The sequence below is a fragment of the Massilia putida genome (genome assembly GCF_001941825.1).
Taxonomy (GTDB): Bacteria; Pseudomonadota; Gammaproteobacteria; order Burkholderiales; family Burkholderiaceae_D; genus Telluria; species Telluria putida.
Map to the genome: position 1 here is coordinate 4,716,629 of NZ_CP019038.1, position 22,846 is coordinate 4,739,474.

At 67.2% G+C, this 22,846-nt stretch carries 21 protein-coding genes, 2 tRNA genes and 3 pseudogenes; 14 read left to right on the plus strand and 12 right to left on the minus strand.

What is annotated here, in order from left to right:
* The first annotated feature begins 76 nt into the window (after nt 1-76).
* Both BVG12_RS23180 and BVG12_RS23185 read left to right on the plus strand, forming a co-directional pair.
* Complete coding sequence (locus BVG12_RS23180; RefSeq protein ID WP_075794458.1) at nt 77-592, plus strand: YgjV family protein; 516 nt, start codon at nt 77-79, stop codon at nt 590-592.
* Between the two features lie 108 nt (nt 593-700).
* Nucleotides 701-931 carry a hypothetical protein gene (locus BVG12_RS23185; RefSeq protein ID WP_370662812.1) on the plus strand — a complete coding sequence of 77 codons (231 nt, stop codon included), beginning with the start codon at nt 701-703 and terminating at the stop codon, nt 929-931.
* A gap of 209 nt (nt 932-1,140) precedes the next feature.
* Here the strand turns inward: BVG12_RS23185 and BVG12_RS23190 are convergent, their stop codons facing one another.
* Both BVG12_RS23190 and BVG12_RS23195 read right to left on the minus strand, forming a co-directional pair.
* Nucleotides 1,141-1,557, minus strand: coding sequence for an organic hydroperoxide resistance protein (locus BVG12_RS23190; protein WP_075794459.1), 417 nt, complete (start codon nt 1,555-1,557; stop codon nt 1,141-1,143).
* 29 nt (nt 1,558-1,586) lie between these two features.
* Nucleotides 1,587-2,585, minus strand: coding sequence for an alpha/beta fold hydrolase (locus BVG12_RS23195; RefSeq protein ID WP_075794460.1), 999 nt, complete (start codon nt 2,583-2,585; stop codon nt 1,587-1,589).
* 215 nt (nt 2,586-2,800) lie between these two features.
* Here BVG12_RS23195 and BVG12_RS35270 point away from each other — a divergent pair.
* Nucleotides 2,801-2,929: pseudogene (locus tag BVG12_RS35270) on the plus strand (hypothetical protein); the annotation flags it as partial.
* Here the strand turns inward: BVG12_RS35270 and BVG12_RS34855 are convergent.
* Complete coding sequence (locus BVG12_RS34855; protein ID WP_218921097.1) at nt 2,917-3,081, minus strand: hypothetical protein; 165 nt, start codon at nt 3,079-3,081, stop codon at nt 2,917-2,919. The pseudogene BVG12_RS35270 and the gene BVG12_RS34855 overlap by 13 nt on opposite strands.
* Nucleotides 3,082-3,216: 135 nt before the next feature.
* Here BVG12_RS34855 and BVG12_RS35885 point away from each other — a divergent pair.
* Both BVG12_RS35885 and BVG12_RS23205 read left to right on the plus strand, forming a co-directional pair.
* Nucleotides 3,217-3,315, plus strand: a pseudogene (locus BVG12_RS35885) (hypothetical protein); the annotation flags it as partial.
* A gap of 218 nt (nt 3,316-3,533) precedes the next feature.
* Nucleotides 3,534-5,984: a glycoside hydrolase family 31 protein gene (locus tag BVG12_RS23205; RefSeq protein WP_083685341.1), complete on the plus strand. Its 2,451-nt coding sequence runs from the start codon at nt 3,534-3,536 to the stop codon at nt 5,982-5,984.
* On the opposite strand, the gene BVG12_RS23210 is transcribed toward BVG12_RS23205, so the two are convergent.
* A complete protein-coding gene (locus tag BVG12_RS23210; RefSeq protein WP_075794462.1) occupies nt 5,981-6,814 on the minus strand; it encodes a helix-turn-helix domain-containing protein in 834 nt (277 codons plus the stop codon). The two genes, BVG12_RS23205 and BVG12_RS23210, sit on opposite strands and share 4 nt — an antisense overlap.
* A gap of 133 nt (nt 6,815-6,947) precedes the next feature.
* Here BVG12_RS23210 and BVG12_RS23215 point away from each other — a divergent pair, with 133 nt between their 5' ends.
* Complete coding sequence (locus BVG12_RS23215; RefSeq protein WP_075794463.1) at nt 6,948-7,883, plus strand: alpha/beta fold hydrolase; 936 nt, start codon at nt 6,948-6,950, stop codon at nt 7,881-7,883.
* 167 nt (nt 7,884-8,050) lie between these two features.
* Here BVG12_RS23215 and BVG12_RS34225 read toward each other — a convergent pair.
* The 3 genes from BVG12_RS34225 to BVG12_RS23225 form a co-directional block, all read right to left on the minus strand.
* Nucleotides 8,051-8,125: transfer RNA gene (locus BVG12_RS34225), tRNA-Val, on the minus strand.
* On the minus strand, nt 8,099-8,350 hold the full coding sequence (locus BVG12_RS23220; protein WP_075794464.1) for a DUF1059 domain-containing protein: 252 nt from the start codon (nt 8,348-8,350) through the stop codon (nt 8,099-8,101). Before BVG12_RS23220 ends, BVG12_RS34225 begins: the two co-directional genes overlap by 27 nt.
* Before the next feature lie 237 nt (nt 8,351-8,587).
* Nucleotides 8,588-8,663: transfer RNA gene (locus tag BVG12_RS23225), tRNA-Phe, on the minus strand.
* A 132-nt stretch (nt 8,664-8,795) separates the two neighbouring features.
* Between BVG12_RS23225 and BVG12_RS23230 the strand changes: the two genes are divergently transcribed.
* The 6 genes from BVG12_RS23230 (at nt 8,796) to BVG12_RS23255 (ending at nt 16,031) form a co-directional block, all read left to right on the plus strand.
* A complete protein-coding gene (locus BVG12_RS23230; protein WP_169926837.1) occupies nt 8,796-10,034 on the plus strand; it encodes an FAD-dependent monooxygenase in 1,239 nt (412 codons plus the stop codon).
* A 29-nt stretch (nt 10,035-10,063) separates the two neighbouring features.
* On the plus strand, nt 10,064-10,786 hold the full coding sequence (locus tag BVG12_RS23235; RefSeq protein ID WP_075794466.1) for a DsbC family protein: 723 nt from the start codon (nt 10,064-10,066) through the stop codon (nt 10,784-10,786).
* A gap of 68 nt (nt 10,787-10,854) precedes the next feature.
* Nucleotides 10,855-11,313: a (2Fe-2S)-binding protein gene (locus BVG12_RS23240; RefSeq protein WP_075794467.1), complete on the plus strand. Its 459-nt coding sequence runs from the start codon at nt 10,855-10,857 to the stop codon at nt 11,311-11,313.
* 10 nt (nt 11,314-11,323) lie between these two features.
* Entirely contained in the window at nt 11,324-13,528 is a 2,205-nt protein-coding gene (locus BVG12_RS23245; RefSeq protein ID WP_075794468.1) for a xanthine dehydrogenase family protein molybdopterin-binding subunit, read from the plus strand.
* Nucleotides 13,525-14,124 (plus strand): nucleotidyltransferase family protein, encoded by a 600-nt coding sequence (locus BVG12_RS23250; protein ID WP_075794469.1) that lies wholly within the window; start codon nt 13,525-13,527, stop codon nt 14,122-14,124. The genes BVG12_RS23245 and BVG12_RS23250 overlap by 4 nt, the downstream gene beginning before the upstream one ends.
* A gap of 77 nt (nt 14,125-14,201) precedes the next feature.
* Complete coding sequence (locus BVG12_RS23255) at nt 14,202-16,031, plus strand: M61 family metallopeptidase (protein WP_075794470.1); 1,830 nt, start codon at nt 14,202-14,204, stop codon at nt 16,029-16,031.
* 27 nt (nt 16,032-16,058) lie between these two features.
* Here BVG12_RS23255 and BVG12_RS23260 read toward each other — a convergent pair whose 3' ends face one another.
* The 3 genes and pseudogenes from BVG12_RS23260 to BVG12_RS23270 all read right to left on the minus strand — a co-directional run bounded on the left by BVG12_RS23260 (nt 16,059) and on the right by BVG12_RS23270 (nt 19,423).
* Nucleotides 16,059-17,615, minus strand: a complete 1,557-nt coding sequence (locus BVG12_RS23260; RefSeq protein WP_075794471.1) for a hybrid sensor histidine kinase/response regulator — start codon at nt 17,613-17,615, stop codon at nt 16,059-16,061.
* A gap of 5 nt (nt 17,616-17,620) precedes the next feature.
* On the minus strand, nt 17,621-18,427 hold the full coding sequence (locus BVG12_RS23265) for an alpha/beta fold hydrolase (RefSeq protein WP_075794472.1): 807 nt from the start codon (nt 18,425-18,427) through the stop codon (nt 17,621-17,623).
* Nucleotides 18,428-18,514: 87 nt separating this feature from the next.
* Nucleotides 18,515-19,423: pseudogene (locus BVG12_RS23270) on the minus strand (LysR family transcriptional regulator).
* 105 nt (nt 19,424-19,528) lie between these two features.
* Here BVG12_RS23270 and BVG12_RS23275 point away from each other — a divergent pair.
* Together BVG12_RS23275 and BVG12_RS23280 are read left to right on the plus strand one after the other, a co-directional pair.
* Nucleotides 19,529-20,323, plus strand: coding sequence for an SDR family NAD(P)-dependent oxidoreductase (locus tag BVG12_RS23275; RefSeq protein WP_075794473.1), 795 nt, complete (start codon nt 19,529-19,531; stop codon nt 20,321-20,323).
* Nucleotides 20,324-20,344: 21 nt separating this feature from the next.
* Nucleotides 20,345-21,520: an L-dopachrome tautomerase-related protein gene (locus BVG12_RS23280; RefSeq protein WP_075794474.1), complete on the plus strand. Its 1,176-nt coding sequence runs from the start codon at nt 20,345-20,347 to the stop codon at nt 21,518-21,520.
* A 6-nt stretch (nt 21,521-21,526) separates the two neighbouring features.
* Here BVG12_RS23280 and BVG12_RS23285 read toward each other — a convergent pair whose 3' ends face one another.
* Entirely contained in the window at nt 21,527-22,036 is a 510-nt protein-coding gene (locus BVG12_RS23285; RefSeq protein ID WP_075794475.1) for a TonB C-terminal domain-containing protein, read from the minus strand.
* A gap of 1 nt (nt 22,037) precedes the next feature.
* A complete protein-coding gene (gene trpC / locus BVG12_RS23290) occupies nt 22,038-22,838 on the minus strand; it encodes an indole-3-glycerol phosphate synthase TrpC (RefSeq protein ID WP_075794476.1) in 801 nt (266 codons plus the stop codon).
* Between the last annotated feature and the right edge of the window lie 8 nt (nt 22,839-22,846).

A 22,846-nucleotide genomic window follows, 5' to 3' on the forward strand; every position in this document is an offset into this window, starting at 1 on the left:
GGGACTGCCCGGCCATTCTAGACCAGGAAGCGGGCTATAATGCGCGGTTCTGCCGTTCCCGCCCAGCTGATTGCTCATGTCCCTCGATTGGTTCGCGCCGGCGCAATGCGTCGGCTATATCGCGTTCGTCCTCGGCGTCGCGTGCGCCATGCAAAAGGACGACCGCCGCTTCAAGCTGTTCATGGCCGGCGAATGCCTGGCTTATATCGTCCACTTCGCCCTGCTCGGCAATCCGACGCCTGTCGCCAGCACGACCATGTCGCTGCTGCGCTCCGTGCTGGCGCTGTACACCCGCTCGCTGTGGGTGGCGGGGGGCGTCGTCGTGATGAACCTCGTTCTCGGTCTTGCGCTCGCCACGCGCATGACGGATTGGCTGCCGCTGGCCGCGTCCTGCATCGGCACGCTCGCGCTGTTCCTGCTGCGCGGCGTCCCCATGCGACTCGCGATGCTGTGCGGGACCTGCTTGTGGATCGCGAATAACATCATCGCCGGCTCGATCGGCGGCACGGCGCTCGAGATCGTGATGGCGCTCGTCAATGCGACGACGATCTGGCGCATGGCACGGGCGGCCCGGGTGGCGCAGCCCGCCTGATAGCCGTCAAGCCCGGACGCTTCGCGCGGCGCGGCGTCCGGTTCAGCGGCGACTGCAGCTGTCCCGTGACACGCAATTGCAAGCACGTCGTTTCCGTGACGACCCGTGATGAAACCCGCCAGCGAAAACCAGGCGACCGACCGCGCCTGGCGCATCGGCCAGGACCACCCCGTGCTCGTCTACAAGCTGATCGCGCAAGGCACGCTCGAAGAAAAAATCCAGGAGATGCAGCGCCGCAAGGGTGAGCTGGCCCATGCCGTGCTGGATGCGGAAGGCGCTCTGGCGGCCGCCATCGGGCCGGACGACTTGCAGATGCTGTTTGCGCACACCGTGCAGTAACGTACGGACGCCCGCGTCCGCCACCGGCATCCTGAACCCATGATCACAAGCTGACGAAAGGAGAACGATCATGGGCAAATATTTCCTGGCCTGGATCCTGGGCGTGCCGGCAATCGTGCTGGTCATCCTGTACCTGTTTTTCCACTGATCGCGGATGCCCGCGGCAACGACGACGCCACCCTCGACCGGTGGCGTCGTCGTATCGAGGCTCACGCCAGCGTGATGGCGACGTCGATATTCCCGCGCGACATCTTCGAATAGGGGCAGCGCTGGTGCGCGGACGCGACCAGCGCTTCGGCGACGTCGCGCGGCACGCCGGGCAGGCTCACGGCCAGGCGGGCTTGCAGCGCGTAGCCGTCGGCGCCGGTGCCGAGGTCGATTTCGGCATCGACCGCCGTGCCCGCCGGCAGCGCCACTTGATGGTCTTTCGCAGCCAGTCCCAGCGCGCCGATGAAGCAGGCCGACCAGCCCGCGGCGAACAGCTGCTCCGGGTTCGTGCCCTTGCCGTGGCTGCCCGGCGGCGACAGGGTGATGTCGAGACGGCCGTCGCTGCTGCGCGCGCCGCCTGCGCGGCCGCCGGTGGTGCGGGTCTTGCCGGTGTAGAGGACGTTGTCGATCTTGCTCATGAGATTTCCTTTCGAGGAGTTGTCGGCGATTACAGGTGGTCGACCGCGATGACGGCATCGGCAAACGCGCGCGGCGCTTCCTGCGGCAGGTTGTGGCCCACGCCGCCTTTGACGAGTTCATGCTTGTATTTCCCGGTGAAACGCTTGGCGTACGCGGCCGGTTCGGGATGCGGCGCGCCGTTGGCGTCGCCCTCCAGGGTGATCGTCGGCACGGTGATGGCCGGGAACGTCGCTAGGCGGGCTTCCAGCTTGTCGTATTGCGCTTCGCCCTGGATCAGGCCAAGGCGCCAGCGGTAGTTGTAGACGGTGATCGCGACGTGGTCCGGGTTCTCGAGGGAGGCGGCGCTGCGGTCGAAGGTGCGGTCGTCGACATGCCACTGCGGCGATGCCGTTTGCCAGATCAGCTTGGCGAAATCGTGGCGGTTCTTCGCGTAGCCGGCGGCGCCGCGGTCCGTGGCGAAATAAAACTGGTACCACCATTGCAGCTCGGCGCTCGGCGGCAGCGGCTGCTTGCCGTTTTCCTGGCTGCCGATCAGGTAGCCGCTGACCGAGACCAGACCCTTGACCCGCTCGGGCCACAGCGCGGCCACGATGTCGGCGCTGCGCGCACCCCAGTCGTAGCCGGCCAGGATCGCCTTGTCGATTTTCAATGCATCCATCAGGTCGACGACGTCTTTCGCCAGCGCCGCCGGTTCGCCGTTGCGTACGGCGTCCGGATCGAGGAAACGCGTCGTGCCGTAGCCGCGCAGGTGGGGCACGATCACGCGGTAGCCGGCCTTCGTCAGCAGCGGCACGACGTCGACATAGCTGTGGATGTCGTACGGCCAGCCGTGCAGCAGGATCACGACGGGACCATCGGCCGGACCCGCGTCGACGTAACCGACGTTCAGCACGCCGGCATCGATCTGCTTGATGGCCGGGAACGCGGCCGGGCTGGCCGTTTGCGCGCGGGCCGTGCCCAGCGCCGCGAGGGCGAGGATGGTTGCGCCGAGGACGTTGCAAAGCTTGAGGGGGGTGGGCTTGTTCATGGATTCCTCCGGTAATGGTCAGATGGTCTGCTGCCTTAAATTAATTATTGCGATAATCATTATGTCGACAAATTTATCCGAGCCGTTCGTGCTTTGCAAGCGCCAAATTCATTATTTCGATAATTATTTTTGCCGCGACGGCCTGGCCCATATCGGCTCGCTAAAATGATCATTCCGACAAGCAAAGAAGAGACATCATGGGAGCTGCGCGGGCCATGGCCCTCGTCGCCGGTTGCCTGCTGGCCGGTGCGGCCGGGGCGGCGCCGGTGTCGGAGCCAGTAAAGGTGACGGGAGGACAGATCGTCGGCACATACGCCGACGGGATAAATCGCTATCTCGGCGTGCCGTTTGCCGCACCGCCCGTCGGCAAGCTGCGCTGGCGCCCGCCGCAGGCCGATGCGCAGGCCAAGTCGTCCATCGACCAGCTCACGAACGACTGGTGGGGCTGGCGCACGGTGTACTGGGCCGGCCGGCAGGCGCGGTACGGCCGGGCCAAGCCCTACGTCTATTATTTCGCGCACCGGCCGACGGCACCCGTGACGCCCTGCGGCTACGGCTGCGGCGCGGCCTGCTCGTGCAGTCGCCGGATGCGAAGGACGTCCTGCCGGGGCATGGCGCCGAGATCCAGTACGTGTTCGACCATCTCGGCCAGGACGCCAGGCCGTGGTCCGCGTACGACCGCCAGCTGGCGAACCGGCTGGCCGACACCTGGGCGACTCGCGCGCGCACGGGCAGTCCGAACGGCAACGGGTTGCCGGCCTGGCCCGCGTTCGATGGGACCCGGCGACGATCCTGCGCATCGGCGACGCCGCCGACCTGGACGCGCACGGCAAGCTGCCGGATTTCTCGCTGTTCGCGCAGCCGCCGGGTTTACGAAAACACCGCTAAACTGCGGCGGATTCGCGAAAGCCTGTTGAGTTCCCATCGTCGACTTTGTATAACGTCCCGATGCGATTCACTCCACACATCCTTGCCGCGGCGTGCGCTTCCATCGTGCCGGTCCACGCCGCCGCGGCCCCGCATACGGTCGGCGCCGTCGTGCAAACGCTGCCGTCCGACGATGGCCTGGATCTGCGCCTGTCCAGCGGCGCACGGGTCCACGTCGGCTTCGTCACAGCCGATGTCGTGCGCGTGCGGATGACCCCCGGCGGCCGCTTCGCGCCGGACGTGTCGTATGCCATCGCCGGGACGCCGCCCACATCCAGGGCGACATTGACGACGCACGAGGCATCGGTGGAATTGCGCTCGGCCACGGGCACGCGCGTGGTGATCGGCACCAGGCCCGAGCTGGCGATCTCGGTGTACGACGGCGCCGGCAAGCTCGTCGTCGCGGACGACCCGGCCCGTCCGATGGCGTTCAACCCGGTCGACGGCACCGTCGAGACCTCGATGCGCCGCGACGACTACGAGCTGTATTACGGTTTTGGGGAAAAAACATTTCCCCTTTCTCGACATCAGCAGACCATGGTGATGTGGAACTCGGACGTGCCCGACTACCCGGCGGGCCACGATCCGTCGTATGAATCGATACCGTTCTTCATTGCCCTGCACGACGGCAAGAGCTACGGCCTGTTCTTCGACAACACGCGGCGCAGCTGGTTCGACATGGGGAAGACGGACCCGCACCGCTACAGCTTCGGCGCCGCCGGCGGCGAGCTGGATTACTACGTCTTCACAGGCGGCCCCGCGCGCACGCCGGCCGGCGTCCTGCGCGACTACACGGCGCTGACGGGCCGCGGCGCCTTGCCGCCCCTGTGGGCGCTGGGCTACCAGCAATCGCGCTGGTCGTACATGACGCAGGAACAGGTGCTGGATGTCGCCCACGAATTCCGCCGGCGCCACATCCCGGCCGACGTCATCTACCTCGATATCGACCACATGGACGGATTCCGCGTGTTCACGTGGAATCCCAAGACGTTCCCCGATCCGAAGACGATGCTGGACCGGCTGCACGATGCGGGCTTCCACGCCGTGACCATCGTCGACCCGGGCATCAAGTTCGACGAACGCTATCCGATCTACCGCAGCGGCCGCGAACAGGGCATCTACGTGCGCAATGCCGACGGCGGCGAGTTGCACGCGAAGGTCTGGCCCGGCATCTGCGCGTTCCCGGACTTCACGTCGCCGGCGGCGCGGGCGTGGTTCGGCAGCCTGTACAAGGCGCCGCTCGACCTGGGCGTCGACGGCTTCTGGAACGACATGAACGAACCCGGCGTGTTCGCCCCCGACGATTTCAAGCAGCCGGACATCAGTCTGGGCCCGCACAAGACGTTCCCGCTCGACGCGCGGCACGCCGGCGACGGCATCCCCGGCACGCATGCGCAATACCACAACGTCTACGGCATGCAGATGGCGCGCGCCAGCTTCGAGGGATTGCGCAACCTGCGTCCGGATAAACGCCCGCTGGTGCTCACGCGTGCCGGTTTCGCCGGGGTGCAGCGCTATGCCGCCGTCTGGACGGGCGATAACTCGCCGACCTGGACCCACCTCGCGCTGACCATCCCGATGCTCACCAATCTGTCCGTGTCGGGCGTGCCGTTCGTCGGCGCCGACGTCGGCGGCTTCATGGGCAGTCCGGGCGCGGAACTGCACACCCGCTGGCTGCAGGCGGCGGCGCTGACGCCATACTTCCGCACGCATTCCAACGACGTCTCCGCGCCGCGCGAACCGTGGGCCTTCGGCGCCGCCTACGAACGCATCGACCGCGCCACGATCGAACTGCGCTACCGGCTGCTGCCTTACCTGTACACGCTGTTCGCGGACAACGAGCAGTCCGGCACGCCGCCGATGCGGCCCTTGTGGTTCGCCTATCCGGGCGACGCGCGCGCGCGCCTCGTCGACGACCAGTTTCTCGCGGGCGGCGACCTGCTGGTGGCGCCGGTCCTGCACGAGGGGCAAACGCGCCGCGACGTCTATTTCCCGCAAGGGGACACGTGGATCGACTGGTGGGACGGCACCCGTCACGCGGGCGGCACCGCCGCGCAGGTCGCCGCGCCGCTGGACCGGCTGCCGCTGTTCATCCGCGCCGGTGCCGGCGTGCCCGTCGCGCCGGTCGTGCAAAACACGGGCGAGATGAAAAACGTGCCGCTGACGATCGCCGTCGCGGCCGGCGCCGGCGGCACGAGCCACGTGTTCCAGGATGCCGGCGACGGCTACGGTTACCGCCAGGGCGCGTCGCGCACGATCACCGTGACCCAGGACGCGCACGGCGTGCGGCTGGAGATGCCGCCCAACCGCGGTTATCAGCGCGTGGGCGCCATCGACATCATCGGCCTCGCGGCCGCGCCGGCCGGCGTCCGCATCGACGGCGAGCCTGCGCGCGACGTCCACTTCGACGCGGCGACGCGGCGCCTGCGCATCGCGCTGCCAAATGAAAACGTGAAGCGCGTCGAGTTCTAACCGCGGATCTGCGAAGGGCCCAACCCCAGCAGCCGGCGCATCCAGCGCGCCATGTGGCTCGGATGCGCGAAGCCGGCTTCCAGGGCGATCTCCGTGATGCTCTGTTTCCCCTCGAGCAGGCGCAGGCGCGCCCGTTCGACGCGGCGCTCGAGCACGAACCGGTGGACCGGCACGCCCACCGCCTGCTTGAACAGGGCCTTGAAATGCGACGGGCTGAATTCCGCGACGGCCGCGAGTTCGGCCAGGGTGAGCTCCTGGTCCAGATGGGCATCGATGTATTCGATGACGCGGCGCAGGCGCCATGCGGGCAAAGCCAGTGCCGGCGGCGGGTTCGTGATGCGTGACTGCAGGGCGACCAGGCGCACGGCAAGCGCCGAGGCGAGACTGTCGGCGAACAGCCGGCCGCCCGGGGAGCCGGCATGCTCCTCGGCCTGCATCATCCAGCCGATGCGTTCGATTTGCGGATCGCGGATGTGGATGGCCGGCGCGAGGTCGAAGCTGCCCGCGCCCGGGCCCATCTCGTGGGCCGTGGCGCGCAGATGCGCGGGCGCCAGCCGCAACAGCAGCGAAGTCGCCGGCTGCGACATCGTCCAGCGCGTACTCGACCCGCCGGGCACCACGCAAAACTGCCCATGCAGCCGCACGCCCTGGCGCTCGGCTCTGCCGGCCCGGTACGACACGGGCACCGGCGCACCGAGGTGGAGGCACAGCACGTGACGCTCATCCACGGGCGAATCGAACCGTCCCGGCGGGACGGGCGACGTCAGCACGTCGAGGAGCGGCAGCGGGGTGGCGGCAGGGCTGGGATAGCATGCGGGTCTGTCGATCATCGCAACCTCCGGATAGGCGTTTCGTCAATGTACCGGAAATCATCCGCCTGTGTCCGGAATCGGCCGAAGATGCGCGCCGGGCGGCGATGGCGCCGCTAGCATCCTTCCATGTCCACATATCGAAGGAGAGCTCATGAAACGCAGGGATTTCTTGCAGTTGGCCGGTGCCGCCGTCGCGGCTTGCGGTGCGCACGCGGCGGAGGCGCCGACCGAGGTGGAACGCTACCGCCAGGCGCGGCGCTTCGCCGACCTGCCGTTCGGCCGCATCGCCTATGTCGAGCGCGGCACGGGCGGGGCGGCGCTGTTCCTGCACGGCGCCCCGTTGAACGGTTTTCAATGGCGCGGCGCGCTCGACCGCCTGTCGCCTTACCGACGCTGCATCGCGCCGGATTTCATGGGCCTCGGCTACTCGCAGATCCCCGAGCGCCAATCGGTCGCGCCCGCCGCCCAGGTGGCGATGCTGGGGGCATTGCTGGATGCGCTGCACGTCGACCGGGCCGACATCGTCGCGTCCGACAGCGGCGGCGCGGTCGCACAGTTGTTCCTGGCCCGATATCCGGGGCGCGTACGCACGATGCTGCTGACGGACTGCGACACCGAGCCGAACAGCCCGCCGCCGATGATCAAACCGGTACTCGATATGGCGAACGCCGGCACGCTCGCTGACGACACGGCGAAATGGCTGACCGACAAGAATCTGGCGCGCTCGACTTTCGGCGCGGCCGTGTACCACGATCCTGCGATTCTCACGGACGACGTCATCGCGTATTACGTCTCGCCGATGGTGAGCACGCCATTGCGGCGCAAGCAGTACCACGACTTTCACAAGGCGCTGGCGCCGAACCCGCTGGCGGGCATCGAGGCTACGCTCAGGCGCAGCATGGTGCCGGTGCGGATGGTGTGGGGGAGCAAAGATACGATCTTTCCCGTGGCCGATGCAGCTTATCTAGACCGCATTTTTCCACGGTCGTTGGGTGTGCGTCAGGTTCCCGAGGGGAAGCTATTTTTTCAGGAGGAGTTTCCTGATGTGATTGCGGAAGAGGCGTTGCGCTTATGGCGCGCGAGTTGAACCGGCATCGGCCGCGCGGCGCATCGTCGTCAACGCCCGCCGGTTCGACGACTTCGACGCCGCCAGCGCCGAAGTATCTGTTATCGATGGCAAGCAACTGGGGTGATCGCCGCAGCTTCTATGGACGAAAAAAAATGCCGGGCGAACCGGCATTTTTTTGAATTCTTTGGTGGCCCGGGACGGAACCGAACCACCGACAGAAGGATTGTCAATCCTCAGTGCGCGAGCGGGGCGCCAGGGCCGGCGCTGCTGGTTTGCCCACTCACGGGCAGATGTTCGGGCGGCATGCCATCCTTGAACAACTGGCGGAGCTGCTGGCGCAGCTCTGGCGTATCGTCGTGATGGTGCACCGAAACCGCATGGTCGACAGCGGCTTGCAATAACTCTTCCTCGCTGTCGGCCGAGATGGCGACAGTGCAATGCATGTCGCTTGGAAACTCCCGGCAATCGATGAATTTGCGCGTCATGATCGGCTCCTTTACTCGATGAGCGGGCAGCGTGCCCGCTGGTTTCAGTATAGGCAGGCGGTGTCGTTTGCGCCGCAAACGTGCCAGTCGTGGCCAGCGATGGGCTCATCGAAGCGGCCCCGAGATCGATCATCGAGCACCGACGGGGCGGGTCTGTCCGAGACTGCCCGATTTGCGCGACTGTTCGGAAAACAAAAACGCCGACCAGCATGGGTCGGCGTTCTCGCTTTGAATCTTTGGTGGCCCGGGGCGGAATCGAACCACCGACACAAGGATTTTCAATCCTCTGCTCTACCAACTGAGCTACCAGGCCAAAGGAGGCATGATTATAGCGACGGGTTTGCGAAGTCGCAAGACCTGTCGAGCAAATTCCGCAACCGGCGGGACAGGATGCCCGTCCCGTCCGCCGAAAGCAGCCCCCGGTGAAGCGTCTATAATGTGTGTCATGAGCACACAAACCACTTCCTCCGCACATTATCGCAACGTCGCCCGCCGCAGCGACGTCTGCATCGTCGGCAATGGCGCCATCGCCAAGACGGCGGCGCTGGGCTTGTCGCAGGCCGGGCACAGCGTCACGCTGCTCGTGCCGCCCGCGCGTCCGGATGCGCCGCAAGCGTCGTCCGGCGGCGAAAAGCCCTGGGACGTGCGCGTGTACGCACTCAACCACACGGCACATACCCTGTTGTCGTCTCTTAAAGTCTGGGGCGCGCTCGACATGGCGCGCGTGGCGCCCGTCGACGCGATGGAGGTGCAGGGCGACGGCGAGCGGGGCGGCCATCTCGGCTTCGACGCGTTCGGCGCCCACGCCGGTGCGCTCGCGTGGATCGTCGAGGACAGCAACCTGAACCAGGCGCTCGACGCGGCGCTGCGCTTCGCCCAGAACGTCGAGACCGTTACCGGAAGCGCCTGCCGGATCGTGAGCGGCACGGACAACGTCGAGGTCGAACTGGAAGACGGCAGGGTGCTCTCGGCCCAGCTGCTCGTCGGCGCCGACGGGCGCGATTCGTGGGTGCGCGGACAGTGCGACATCGGCATCGATTACCGCGCCTACCACCAGCGCGCCATCGTGGCGAATTTTTCCTGCGAAAAGCCGCACCACAACGTCGCCTATCAATGGTTCACCTGCAAGGACGGGGTGATCGCGCTGCTGCCGCTGCCGGGCAATAAGGTGTCCCTGGTCTGGTCGGCGCCCGATACGCTGGCCGACACCATCATGAACGAATCGCTGGGCGAGCTGGCAATCCGCCTGGGCGAGTATTCGGAAAGCAAGCTGGGCCTGCTGAAACCCCTGCAGCCGGAAGACGTCAAGGCGATCCCGCTGGCGCTCGTGCGCCCGCACGCGGTCACGGCGCCGCGCGTGGTGCTGGTCGGCGACGCCGCCCATGCCGTGCATCCGCTGGCCGGGCACGGCATGAACCTGGGCTTCGGCGACATCGTCGACCTGCTCGACACCATCGCCGCGCGCGACGCGCATCAGGGCATCGGCGACGAGCGCGTGCTGGCCCGCTACGCTAGAGCGCGCAAGGAAGACGTGTTGCTGATGCAACTGGCCACGGATGGCCTGGAACGTCTTTTCGGCGCAAATCTGGAGCCGGTGCGCGTGGTTCGCAATTTGGGATTAAACTTGCTGGATAAGTTGCCCTTGGTCAAGCGACGGCTGATCGCCCATGCGATGGGCAGGTAACGTGCCAAATCTTTAAGGAATTATTATTCATGGGTAAAACAAAGCTCGCCGTCCTGCTGGCGACCGGCCTGATCACGTCGTGCGTCGGCGCGCAGAACTCGGTCGAAGCGAATATCAAGAAGGCGATCGAGCCGCGCCTGGGCGGCGCCAAGATCGAATCGATCAAGGAAACGCCGTATGCCGGCCTGTACGAGCTGCGCGTCGCCGGCGACATCCTGTACACGGACAAGAAGGGCGAATACCTGATCATCGGCCACGTCTACGATGCCAAGTCGACGCGCGACCTGACGCGCGAGCGCATCGACGACATCAACAAGATCAAGTTCTCCGACCTGCCGCTGGGCGACGCCATCAAGCAGGTCAAGGGCGACGGCAAGCGCGTGATCGCGGTGTTCGAGGATCCGAACTGCGGCTACTGCAAGCGCCTGCGCCAGACGACGCTGAAGGACATGGACAACGTGACGATCTACACGTTCCTGTACAACATCCTGTCGCCGGACTCGTTCGAGAAGTCGAAGAACGTCTGGTGTGCGCCGGACCGCGCCAAGGCCTGGGACGACTGGATGATCAACGGCAAACCGGCGCCGGCCGCGCCCGCGAGCTGCGAGTCGCCTAACGAGAAAGTGCTGGCACTGGGCCAGAAACTGCACATCACCGGCACGCCGGCGATCTTTTTCTCCGACGGCAGCCGGATCCCGGGCGCCGTCGACCAGAAGACGCTCGAGGCCAAACTGGCTTCCCTCAAGCAGTAATCCAAGCCCGGCACCGCCGGGCTTTTTTTGCAATACCCGATCACCAAAAACCAGAACAGGGAGAAGTCATGATCACTGTGAACATCAACGGGCGCGACGTCCAGGTCGACGCCGATCCCTCCACGCCCATCCTGTGGATGCTGCGCGACAACCTGAACATGACCGGCACCAAGTTCGGCTGCGGCGCCGCCCTGTGCGGCGCGTGCACCGTGCACCTGGACGGGCAGGCGATCCGTTCCTGCGTCACGCCGATCTCCGCCGCCGTCGGCCACAAGGTCACGACCATCGAAGCGATGGAATCGGACAAGGTCGGCAAGGCCGTGCAGGACGCCTGGGTCAAGCACGACGTCCCGCAGTGCGGCTATTGCCAGAGCGGCCAGGTGATGAGCGCCACGGCCCTGCTGCGCGTGAACAAGAAGCCGACGGACGCGGACATCGACAACGCCATGAGCGGCAACATCTGCCGCTGCGGCACCTATCAACGCATCCGCGCGGCCATCAAGGATGCCGCCAAGACCCTGGCGTAAGGAGGCCCGCATGCGATTCGACCTGATGCAGACAACGGTACCGGGCGCCGTCTCCCGTCGCGCCTTCCTGAAAGCCGGCTCGCTGGCCACCGGCGGTCTCGTCCTCGGCTTCGTGCTTCCCGCCGGCGGCCGCATCGCCCGCGCCGCCGAGGCGGCCAAGCCGACCGTCTACGCCCCGAACGCCTTCCTGCGCGTGGCGCCGGACAATACGGTGACCGTGATCGTCAACCGCCTGGAATTCGGCCAGGGCGTGCACACGGGCCTGCCGATGGTGCTCGCGGACGAGCTGGACGCCGACTGGAGCCAGATGCGCGCCGAACTGGCCCCCGCCGGCGACGTGTACAAGGACCCGGTCTTCGGCATGCAGATCACGGGCGGCTCGGGCACCATCGCCCACTCGTTCACGCAGTACCGCGAAGTGGGCGCCCGCGCGCGCGCGATGCTGGTGCAGGCAGCCGCGCAGCAGTGGAAGGTGAACCCGTCGCAGTGCCGCACGGCGAAGGGCGTCGTCTACGGTCCGGCGGGCCAGAAGGCGACTTACGGCTCGCTGGCCGAAGCGGCGAAGGCGCTGCCCGTGCCGGAGGCCGTCACGCTGAAAGACCAGAAGGCATTCCGCTACATCGGCAAGCCGATGCCGCGCCTGGACGCCCGCGCCAAGTCGACGGGCCGCCAGCAGTTCGGCCTGGACGTCAAGCCGGCCGGGACCAAGGTCGCCGTCGTCGCGCATCCGCCCGTGTTCGGCGCGAAGGTCGCGAAGTTCGATGCGTCGAAAGCCAAGGCGCTGCGCGGCGTGATCGCCGTGCTCGAAGTGCCGGTGGACCGCGGCGGTAGCGGCGTGGCCGTCGTCGCCGACGGCTACTGGCCGGCCAAGCAGGCGCGCGACCTCCTCGCCATCGACTGGGACACGAGCGCCGTCGAAAAAGTCGACAGCGGCAAGCAGATGGCCCAATTCGCCGAGCTGGCCAAGACGCCGGGCGCCGTCGCGCGCAAGGCCGACACCTCCAGGCTGGCCGGTGCCGCCAAGAAGATCTCGGCCGTCTACGAATTCCCTTACCTGGCGCACGCGCCGATGGAACCGATCAACTGCACGGTCGACCTCAAGGACGATGCCTGCACGTTGTGGGTCGGCTCGCAGTTCCAGGGCGTCGACCAGGCCGCGGCGGCCGCGGTGGCGGGCCTCAAGCCCGAGCAGGTCACCTTGAACACGATGATGGCGGGCGGCGGCTTCGGCCGGCGCGCGACGCCCACGTCGGACTTCGTCGTGGAAGCCGTCCACGTCGCCAAGGCGTACAAGGCCGCCGGCCACGCCGGTCCGGTGAAGCTGATCTGGAGCCGCGAGGACGACATCCGCGGCGGCTACTACCGGCCGTCGCACGTGCACCGCGCCGACATCGGCCTCGATGCCGACGGCAACATCGTCGCCTGGGACCACACCATCGTCGGCCAGTCGATCATCACCGGCACCGCGTTCGAACCGTTCATGGTCAAGAACGGCGTCGACAACACGATGGTCGAAGGCATGGGCGAACCGTACGACGTGCCGCTGAACCTGACGGCGCACATGGTCAAGGCCAACGTGCCCGTGCTGTGGTGGCGCTCCGTCGGTTCCACGCACACGGCGTTCGTGATGGAGACGCTGATCGACGAAGCCGCGCACGCGGCCGGCACGGATCCGGTCGCGTACCGCAAGAAGCTGATCGACGCGAAGCACGTGCGCCATCACGCGGCGCTGGATCTCGCCGTGGCGAAATCCGGCTACGGCAAGAAGACGCTGCCGAAAGGCCATGCGTACGGCGTCGCGCTGCACGAGTCGTTCAACACGGTCGTCGCCTACGTCGTCGAAGCGTCCGTCGTCGACGGCAGCCCGAAGGTGCACAAGGTCACGGCCGCCGTGCACTGCAACCTGCCGGTCAACCCGATGTCGATCGAGGCGCAGATCCAGGGCGCGGCGCTGATGGGCCTCGGCACGACGTTGCCGGGCGCGCGCATCACGCTCAAGGACGGCGTCGTCGAGCAGCAGAACTTCAACGACTACACGGTGGCGCGCATGAACGACATGCCGCACATCGACGTGTACATCGTCCCGTCGCAGGATGCGCCGACGGGCATCGGCGAGCCCGGCCTGCCGCCGCTGGCGCCGGCGCTGGCCAATGCCGTGTTCAAGCTGACCGGCAAGCGCCTGCGCAAGCTCCCGTTCGACCTGGCGACGGCATGATCGTGCCGGCCCCCTTGGTCGGCATCCTGCTGGCCGCCGGCCGGGGGCGCCGGTTCGATCCCGCCGGGCTGCGCAACAAGCTGCTGCAGCCGCTGGCGGGCCTTGAGCCCGTCGTCGTGGCCGGTGCGCGCAAGCTGCTGGCCGTCGTTCCTCGCGTCGTCGCGGTCGTGGCGCCCGGAGATGGGGGCGTCGGCGAGCGGCTTGCGGCGCTGGGCTGCGACGTGACGGTCTGCCCGGATGCCGACAGCGGCATGGCGGCGTCGCTCACGCACGCCATCCGGCATTCGCTGGCCATGGCGCCGCAGCCGCAAGCGTGGCTGGTGGCGCTGGGCGACATGCCGTACGTCGATCCAGCCACATTGCGCTTGCTGGCCGATGCGCTGGCGGCCGGCGCGGGGATCGCGGCACCCGTCATGGCCGGGCGGCGCGGCAATCCGGTCGGTTTCGGTGCGCTCCACCGCGATGCGCTGCTGGCCTTGCGCGGCGACGAGGGCGCGCGCCGCCTGCTGCAAACCTGCCCGGTGACGGAAGTCCTGGTGCATGACCCCGGCATCTTCCGCGACATCGATACGCCGGGCGACCTTACGGGACGGTAACCCAACCGTGTGAACACCCTCATGTCCGGGAAATCCGATTACACTACGGCGCATCGGAGAGAGATTGTTCACGCCATATGAAAAAAGCACCCCAGAAGCAGCCGCCGGCCATTCAGTACGCGATCGTTCCCAAGGACCTGGCCGGGCACCTGTTCGACGTCACCGTCACCGTGGCGGAACCGAGCCCGGAAGGGCAGGTGTTCGCGCTGCCGGCCTGGATCCCGGGCAGCTACATGATCCGCGAATTCGCCCGCAACATCGTGCGCATCCGCGCCGAATCGGGGGGAGAGCCGGTGCGACTCGCGAAGCTCGACAAGCATTCGTGGCAGGCCGCGCCCGTCGCCGGGCCGCTGACGGTGCATTACGAAGTCTATGCGTGGGACCTCTCGGTGCGCGCCGCCCATTTGGACCAGACGCACGGCTTCTTCAACGGCACGAGCGTCTTCCTGCGCGTCGTCGGCCAGGAGGCGCGGCCGCACCTGGTCGACATCCAGCGTCCGCCTGAGCCGGCCACGCGCAGCTGGCGGGTCGCCACGTCGCTGCCGGAAGCGGGCGCCAAGCGCTACGGCTTCGGCACGTACGTCGCGGGCGACTACGATGAGCTGATCGACCATCCCGTCGAGATGGGCGACTTCGCGCTGGGCGGCTTTACCGCGCACGGCATCCGCCACGACATCGTGATCACGGGCCGCGTGCCGAACCTCGACATGGCGCGCCTTGAAAAAGACCTGAAAGCCATCTGCGAAACCCAGATCGCGTTCTTCGAACCGAAGACGAAAAAGGCGCCGATGGACCGCTACGTGTTCCTGACGATGGCCGTCGGCGACGGCTATGGCGGTCTGGAACACCGCGCGTCGACGGCGCTGATCTGCGCGCGCACCGACCTGCCGACGACGGCGGCTTTGAGGACGGCCGAGCCGAACGAGGGCTATGTCAAATTCCTGGGCCTGTGCAGCCACGAGTATTTCCACACCTGGAACGTCAAGCGCATCAAGCCGGCCGTGTTCGCGCCGTACGACCTGCAGGTCGAGAACTACACGCCCCTGCTGTGGCTCTTCGAAGGCTTTACCAGCTATTACGACGACCTGATGCTCGTGCGCAGCGGGATCATCAGCGAGGCCACGTATTTCAAAATGCTCGGCAAGACCGTCGGCAGCGTCCTGCGCGGCACCGGCCGCACGAAGCAGAGCATCGCCGATTCCAGCTTCGATGCCTGGAGCAAGTACTACCGCCAGGACGAGAACGCGCCGAACGCCATCATCAGCTATTACACGAAGGGCTCCCTCGTCGGCCTCGCATTCGACCTGGCGATCCGCGCCAAGACGGGGGGCGCGAAATCGCTGGACGACATCATGCTGGCCCTGTGGGACCGCTTTGGCCGCGATTTCTACCAGGGCAATGGAAAAGGTGGGCGCGGCCTCACGGAGCAGGACGTGGAAAGCCTGTTCGACGAGGTGAGCGGCGTGCGCCTGAAGAACATGTTCGAGCGCTACATCCGCGGCACGGAGGACATCCCGCTGGCCAAGCTGTACGCCCCGTTCGGCGTGAAGGTGACGGAAGAGCGCAAGAGCGCCAAGCCGTCGCTGGACGCCGGCATCGGCCGCGACGCCGCCGGCGCCAAACTGAACCAGGTCCACGAGGGCGGCGCCGCGCACCAGGCGGGCCTGTCCGCCGGCGATGTCCTGATCGCCGTCGACGGCCTGCGCGTGAACGGCAACCCGTCCAACCTGGACCAGCTGTTCGCGCGCTACCGCGTGGGCGACAAGGTGACCGTGCACGCGTTCCGCCGCGACGAGCTGATGACGTTCGACGTCACCTTGCAGGGCGATCGCGTGCCGTGCGTCCAGGTGACCGTCGCGCCCGGCACGCGCAAGGGGCCTGCGATCAAGCGGCCGAGCGCGAGTTAGGTAGGGTGGTGATACGCGCCGGGTGAACTACGGCAGATAGGAGCGTAAGAGATCGAAATCGATCGGTTTGGTGAGGTGACGATCGAACCCGGCCGCGAACGCCCGCTCGCGGTCCTTCTGCTGTCCCCAACCCGTCGTCGCGATCAAGGTCACCGCCGCGCCGGCCGGCAGCTGGCGCACCCTGCGTGCCAGTTCGTAGCCGTTCATGTCGGGCAGGCCGATATCGAGCAGGGCCACGGCGGGCGCGAAGCCGGGCAGGATGTCGAGCGCCCGCGCGGCTGTCGGCGCCGTCCTGACCTCGCAACCGTGCAGTTCCAACGTCATGGCCAACGTCTCGGCGGCATCCTCGTTGTCGTCCACGACGAGCACGCGCACCTGGGCCGGTGCCGCATCGGTGGACCGCTCCTGCGACGCCGGTGCGGACACGCTGCCCGCCGCCAGCGGCAGGCGGATCGTGAACGTGCTGCCCAGGCCGGCGCCGGCGCTGTCCGCGTGCACGCTGCCGCCGTGCAGCGAGACGATGCCGCGCACGAGCGCCAGGCCGATCCCGAGGCCGCCTTTCGACCGTTCCAGTGCCGGCTCGAGCTGGGAAAACATGTTGAAGACGGTGGCGAGGGCCGAGGCGGGCAGGCCGATGCCGTTGTCGCGCACCCGGATCTCGGCCACGCCGTCCGCGCACGACAAATGCAGTTCGATCGTGCCGCCGTCCGGCGTGTACTTGGCGGCATTGGTGAGCAGGTTGATGACGACCTGCGCCAGCCGCGTGGCGTCGCCGTCGACGATCACGGGCGCCGCCGCGATCGACAGGCGTAACGTGTGGCGCGCCGCCTCCATCGTCGCGGCGAGGTCATGGGCTGCGCCGTGCACGAGGGCTGACAATTCCACCGGCGCGCGGCGCAGCTGCATGCGCCCCTGCGTGATGCGCGAGACTTCCATCAGGTCGTCGACGAGCCGGGTCAGGTGGCGCAGCTGCCGGTCGAACGCCTGCAGCAGGCGGGTGTCCGTACCGTGGCCGAATTTCAGCTTGAGGACGTCGAGCGCGCTGCGCATCGGCGCGAGCGGATTGCGCAGCTCGTGCGACAAGGTCGCGAGGAACTCGTCCTTGCGGCGGTCCGCCGCCGACAGTTGCTCGTTCAGCTTTTGCAGTTCGGCCTCGGCGCTGCGGCGCGCTTCCAGCGCCGTTTCCGCCGCCTTGCGTGCCGCCAGCAGTTCGCGCTCGTACGCGCGCCGGTCGGACGCCTTGAACAGGGCCCAGTGATCGACCGTGCCGTCCGCGTCCTGGCGGCGGCTGATGTTAATCAGCATGGGCAGGCGCTCCTGGCGCCGGTTGCGCAAGTCGACCTGGATCTCGGCCACCGACCCCTGTACCTGCAGGATCGGCTGGCAATGCGTGTGGTAGAAGAGGCGGGCACCCACCGGCAGCAGGTCGTGCATGCGCAGCTTGCCGACGAGCTCGTCTTCCGTATAGCCGAGCCACGTGCACGCCGTGCCGTTCGCCCGCAAGATGACGCCGTCGGGCGCCGTCAACAGCAGCGCGCAGGCGGCGTGGTCGAACAGGATGTCGCCGGTCGGCGCGGTAGGCACGGAAGTCAGCGCAGGGCGTGCGCGAGGAAGTTGTCGATGGCGCGCGAGCTTGCCGTCGGCGCGCTCATGTGCGGGCAGTGGCCGACGTTCTCGATGACGTGCAGCGTGTTGTTCGGCAGGTGGCGGTGCAGGAAGTCGCCGACCGCGCGGGGCGCCACCAGGTCGTCGCTGCATTGCAGGATCAGCGCGGGTACGGTCGACCGGGGCACGTCCGCACGGTGGTCGGACAGGAACGTGACGCGGGCGAAGTGCTTGGCGATGTCGGGATTATTGCGGCAAAAGCTGTCGGTCAATTCCGCGCGCAGTTCGGGACGGTCGGGCACACCCATGATCGCTGGTGCCATGCTGCTCGACCAGCCGAGGTAATTGGCGTCCATCGTCTCGAGCAGCTCGTCGATGTCTTCCCGGCTGAAGCCGCCGACGTAGTCGCCGTCGTTGATGTAGCAGGGCGACGGCCCGACCATGACTTGCGCGGCGAATTTTTCCGGCGCCTTGATCGTGGCCAGCAGGCCGATCATCGTGCTGACGGAGTGGCCGACGAAGACGACGGGACCGGTCGCGAATTCGTCGACGATCTCGAGCAGGTCGTCCGCGTAACCCTGCAGCGTGCCGTATTTATCGCGGTCGTAGGCGGACAGGTCGGAACCGCCGCTGCCGACCAGGTCGAACGCGATCGTGCGGAAGCGATCCTCGTAGGCAGGCGCCAGGAACCGCCACATCGTCTGGTCGCAACCGAAGCCATGGGCAAACACCATCGTCGCCGGACCGTTGCCGGCCAGCCGGACATTATTCCTGAACTGCACTTTTGACATGGTTGTAAACTATTTAAAAATGTAACATCGGATTATAGACGGTTTAATGCTGAGCATACGCACGCATTGCGCCTGACGGCGCGGTGGTCACGTTCCGTATCCGCCTGACGTCAGCACGTCGATCATGGCCCGCGTGGCGGCCGATTGCCGGCGGTGCGGCGCGTACACGACGGAGAACGGGCGCGAGCGGCCGCGCAGGTGCGGCAGAACTTCGACGAGACGGCCGGCCGCCACGTGATCCTGCACGATGAAATCGTAGCTCTGGCCGATGCCGATGCCCGCCACGGCCAGCGAGACCACGCCCAGCACGTCATCCGATACCTCGATCGTGGACGGCGCCGTCCATTCGACGTCGCCGCCGCCGTCGCGGAACACCCACGGCGCGACGCGGCCCGTGCGGGGCAGGACGAAGGGCAGGCAGGCGTGCGTACGCAAATCGTCCAGCGTGCGCGGCGTGCCGGCCCGCTCCAGGTAGCCGGGTGATGCGACCAGGCACAAGGTCTCGTCCGCCAGCTTGCGCGCCACCAGGCCGCTGTCCGGCAAGTGCCCGAGGCGGATCGCGAGGTCGAAGCCTTCGGCGACGAGGTCGACGCTGCGGTTGGTGATATTCAGCTCCACCTTCACGTGCGGATACTGCCGCGTAAACCGCGCCAGCAGGGCCGGCACGCGGTGGTGGCCCCACGTCGTCGGCACGCTCATCCGGATCCGTCCCGTCAGCGCATCCGCCTGCCCCTGGATCTCGCGCTCCGCATCGCCCAGCAGGACGAAGGCGGCGCGTGCCTGTTCCAGGTAGTGCCGGCCCGTTTCCGTCAACGTGACGCTGCGCGTGGTCCGCCGCAACAACTGCGCGCCGAGCCGGTTTTCCAGCCGCGTCACCGCGCGGCTCAGCACGGACACCGTGGTCGACAGCGCGACGGCGCCGGCCGTGAACGATTAGTGGTCCGCCACGGCGAGGAAGGCTTCGAGGTCGTCCAGGTAGTCGAATTGTCGGCTAATTTTGTCCTCCTGAGAACAAATGAATTCCTTGTGGCCCAGTTTATCCGCTTGGGGCGAAACAATAAAGTGACGGCCTATCGCAGCTCAACACCGAAAGGACATACCATGGATCTGAAACTCAACGACAAGACGGCACTGGTGACCGGTGCCACGGCCGGCATCGGCCTGGCCATCGCCCGCACGCTGGCGCGCGAGGGCGCGGCCGTCGCCATCACCGGGCGCGACCCTGGCAAGCTCGACGCGGCCGCCGGCCATATCCGCGCCGCCGTGCCGGGCGCCGTCGTGACGTCCGTCGTCGCCGACCTCGCCGACGCCGCGGGCGCGGCCGCCGTGGTGCGCGCCGTGCCCGACGTCGACGTCCTCGTCAACAACCTCGGCTATTACGAAGGCAAGCCATTTACCGACATCACGGATGACGACTGGATGCGCATGTTCGACGTCAACGTGATGTCGGGCGTCCGTCTGGCCCGCCATTATTTCCCGCGGCTGCTCGCAAAAAACTGGGGCAGGGTGGTTTTCATCTCCAGCGAAGTGGGCGCGTTCACGCCGCCGGACATGATCCATTACGGCGTCAGCAAATCCGCCCAGCTCGCCGTGTCGCGTGGCCTGGCCGAGCTGACGCGCGGGACCGGCGTGACCGTCAACAGCGTCCTCCCGGCCGCCACCCGTTCGGACGGCATCGTCGACTACCTGCGTCAGACGGCACCTCGTGCCGGCATGACGGATGCGGAGATCGAAGCCCATTTCTTTGCCACGTACCGCCCGAGTTCCCTGATCGCACGCATGATCGATGCCGATGAAGTGGCGGCGATGGTCGCCCTGCTCGCGAGCCCGCTGGGCGCCGCCACCAATGGCGCGGCCGTGCGCGTGGAAGGCGGCAGCTACCGGTCCATTCTCTGACCTTCGTTCCTGGGAGTCGCCATGACAATCACTCGTTTCGTGCTGGCCGCCGCCTTCATCTCCACCGCCGCGACCGCGGCCGACGCCGCCCACCTCGAACGCTGGCGCAGCTATGCGGGCGTCAGCTGGGATGCGCCCCGCGACGGCAACGACCCGGCGCCGTTTGCGAACGCCGTGAACGCGCCCATCGCCGGCATCCATTTCGACGCCGTCGGCCGCGCCTTTGTCAGCACGCCGCGCCTCGTCGCGGCCGACGCGCCGGCCACGCTGAGCATCCTCGACACCCACGCCACGACGGGCCCGGCACGTCTGACCGCATTCCCATCGCGGGAAGCCAATGCGGTGGCGGGCGCACCGGCCACCCATCTGCGCAATGTGCTCGGCTTTCATATCGATCACCGCAACGGCTGGCTGTGGGCGCTCGACCAGGGCTTCGTGGCGGGCGAGGCCGAAGCGCCGGCCGGCGGGCAAAAGATCGTCGTGTTCGACGTGCGCACGGGGAAGGTCGTCCGGACGATCGGCCTCGACACGGTCGCGGACCGCAAGGGCAGCTTCCTGAACGACATCGTCGTCGACGAGGTCCGCCGGATCGCCTATGTGTCCGACAGCGGCCTGCGCAGCGCGCCGGACAACCGGGCCGGCATCATCGTCGTCGACTACTTGTCGGGCCGCGCGCGGCGCGTGCTCGACCGGCATCCGGCCGTGCTGCCGCAGCCGGGCGCGAAGGTCGTGTCGCACGGCGCGGAAGTGTGGCCCGGCAAGCCGCTCGTGCTGGGCGTGAACGGCATCGCCTTGTCGCCGGACGGGAACACGCTGTACTGGACGGTGACGACCGGCACGCACGCGTACGCGATCCCGACGGCGCCGCTGCGCGATCCGCATGCGCGCCCGGCCATGCTCGCGACCCGCGTGCGCGACCTGGGCGACGTGGGCGGCAACACGGACGGCATCGTCACGGACCAGGCCGGCAACCTCTACATCACGGACGTGACCCGCAACGGCATCGTGCGCTACGACCCGCACACGGGGACGCTGGCGCTGCAGGCGGCCAGCGACGGCGTGCGCTGGCCGGACACGCCGGCGATCGGGCCGGACGGCGATGTCGTGTTCACGGCCAGCAACTTGAACGGGCACTTTGCCGGGCAGGTCAAGCCGGGCGAAGAGCGTTACGAGTTGTGGCGGTTGAAGCGCGATTGACAGGATTCATTCCGACGCCTGCGGCCTTGCCAGGCTGCGCAGCTGATATCGCTCGCTGTCCGCGAACAGGAAAGTTTCGGAAAAGGTGAGCCTGCCCGTATCCCGCGCCAACTGTTGCGGGGCCGGCAGCGGCGAGCTGCGCCGCACCGAGGCCAGTGCGATCTCGGACGCATCCGGATCGCGCGAGCGCTGCACGGCCACGTCCGCCAGTTGGCCGTCGCGGTCGACCGTGATCTCGAGCACGACGACGGCCGGCAGCATCGGCGGCAATGTGCCGGCATAGACGCGATCGGGATTGTGTTCGGCCACGTGGCGCGCGACCTGGGTCTTGTAGTCGTCCAGGCCGGCGGGCGCGGGCGCTGTCGGCGTGGCGGGTGTGGCGGGATGGAAGATGCGTGTCGCGGCGTGCTCGACGGAAGAGGTGACCGTGCTCGCGGCCGTCCGCACGCTCGAGCATCCGCTCAAGCCTGCGGTCGATATGATGAGAACCAGGCCTGTGCGGATGATCGTGTTCATGTCAGTCAAATAAACGCTTGAGTTCCGTGCCGGGATCGGGCGCGCGCATGAACGCTTCGCCCACGAGGAACGCGTGCACGTTGGCGTCGCGCATGCGCTTGACGTCGGCGGGCGCCAGGATGGCGGACTCGGTGACCACGAGGCGCTCCGCCGGAATGCGCGGCAGCAGGCCGATGGTCGTGTCGAGCGTGACCTCGAAGGTGCGCAGGTTGCGGTTGTTGATGCCCAGCAGGCGCGTGTTGAGCTTCAGCGCCGCATCCAGTTCGTCGCCGTCATGCACTTCGACCAGCACATCCATGCCGAGTTCCCGGGCACATGCTTCCAGATCCGCCATCAAACCATGATCCAGCGCAGCGACGATCAGCAGAATCGCGTCCGCGCCCATCGCCCGCGCTTCGTACACCTGGTACGGGTCGACGATGAAATCCTTGCGGATGACGGGCAGGTCGCACGCGGCGCGCGCCTGTTTCAGGTACTCGGGCGAGCCCTGGAAGAATTGCACGTCGGTCAGCACGGACAGGCACGATGCGCCGCCCGCGGCATAGCTCTGGGCGATCTCGGCCGGACGGAAATCGGCGCGGATCACGCCCTTCGACGGCGACGCCTTTTTCACTTCGGCGATCACGCCGGCGCGGCCCGCGTCGATGGTGCGGCGCAGGCTCGCCTCGAAGCCGCGCAGGCCGGCGCGCAGCGCGGCATCGCTTTCGACGTCGCGGCGCAGGCTGTTGAAATCGCGCTGCCGTTTTGCCGCGGCGACTTCGGTGGCTTTGACGTCGAGGATCTTGTTCAGGATATCGGACATGGTGGACC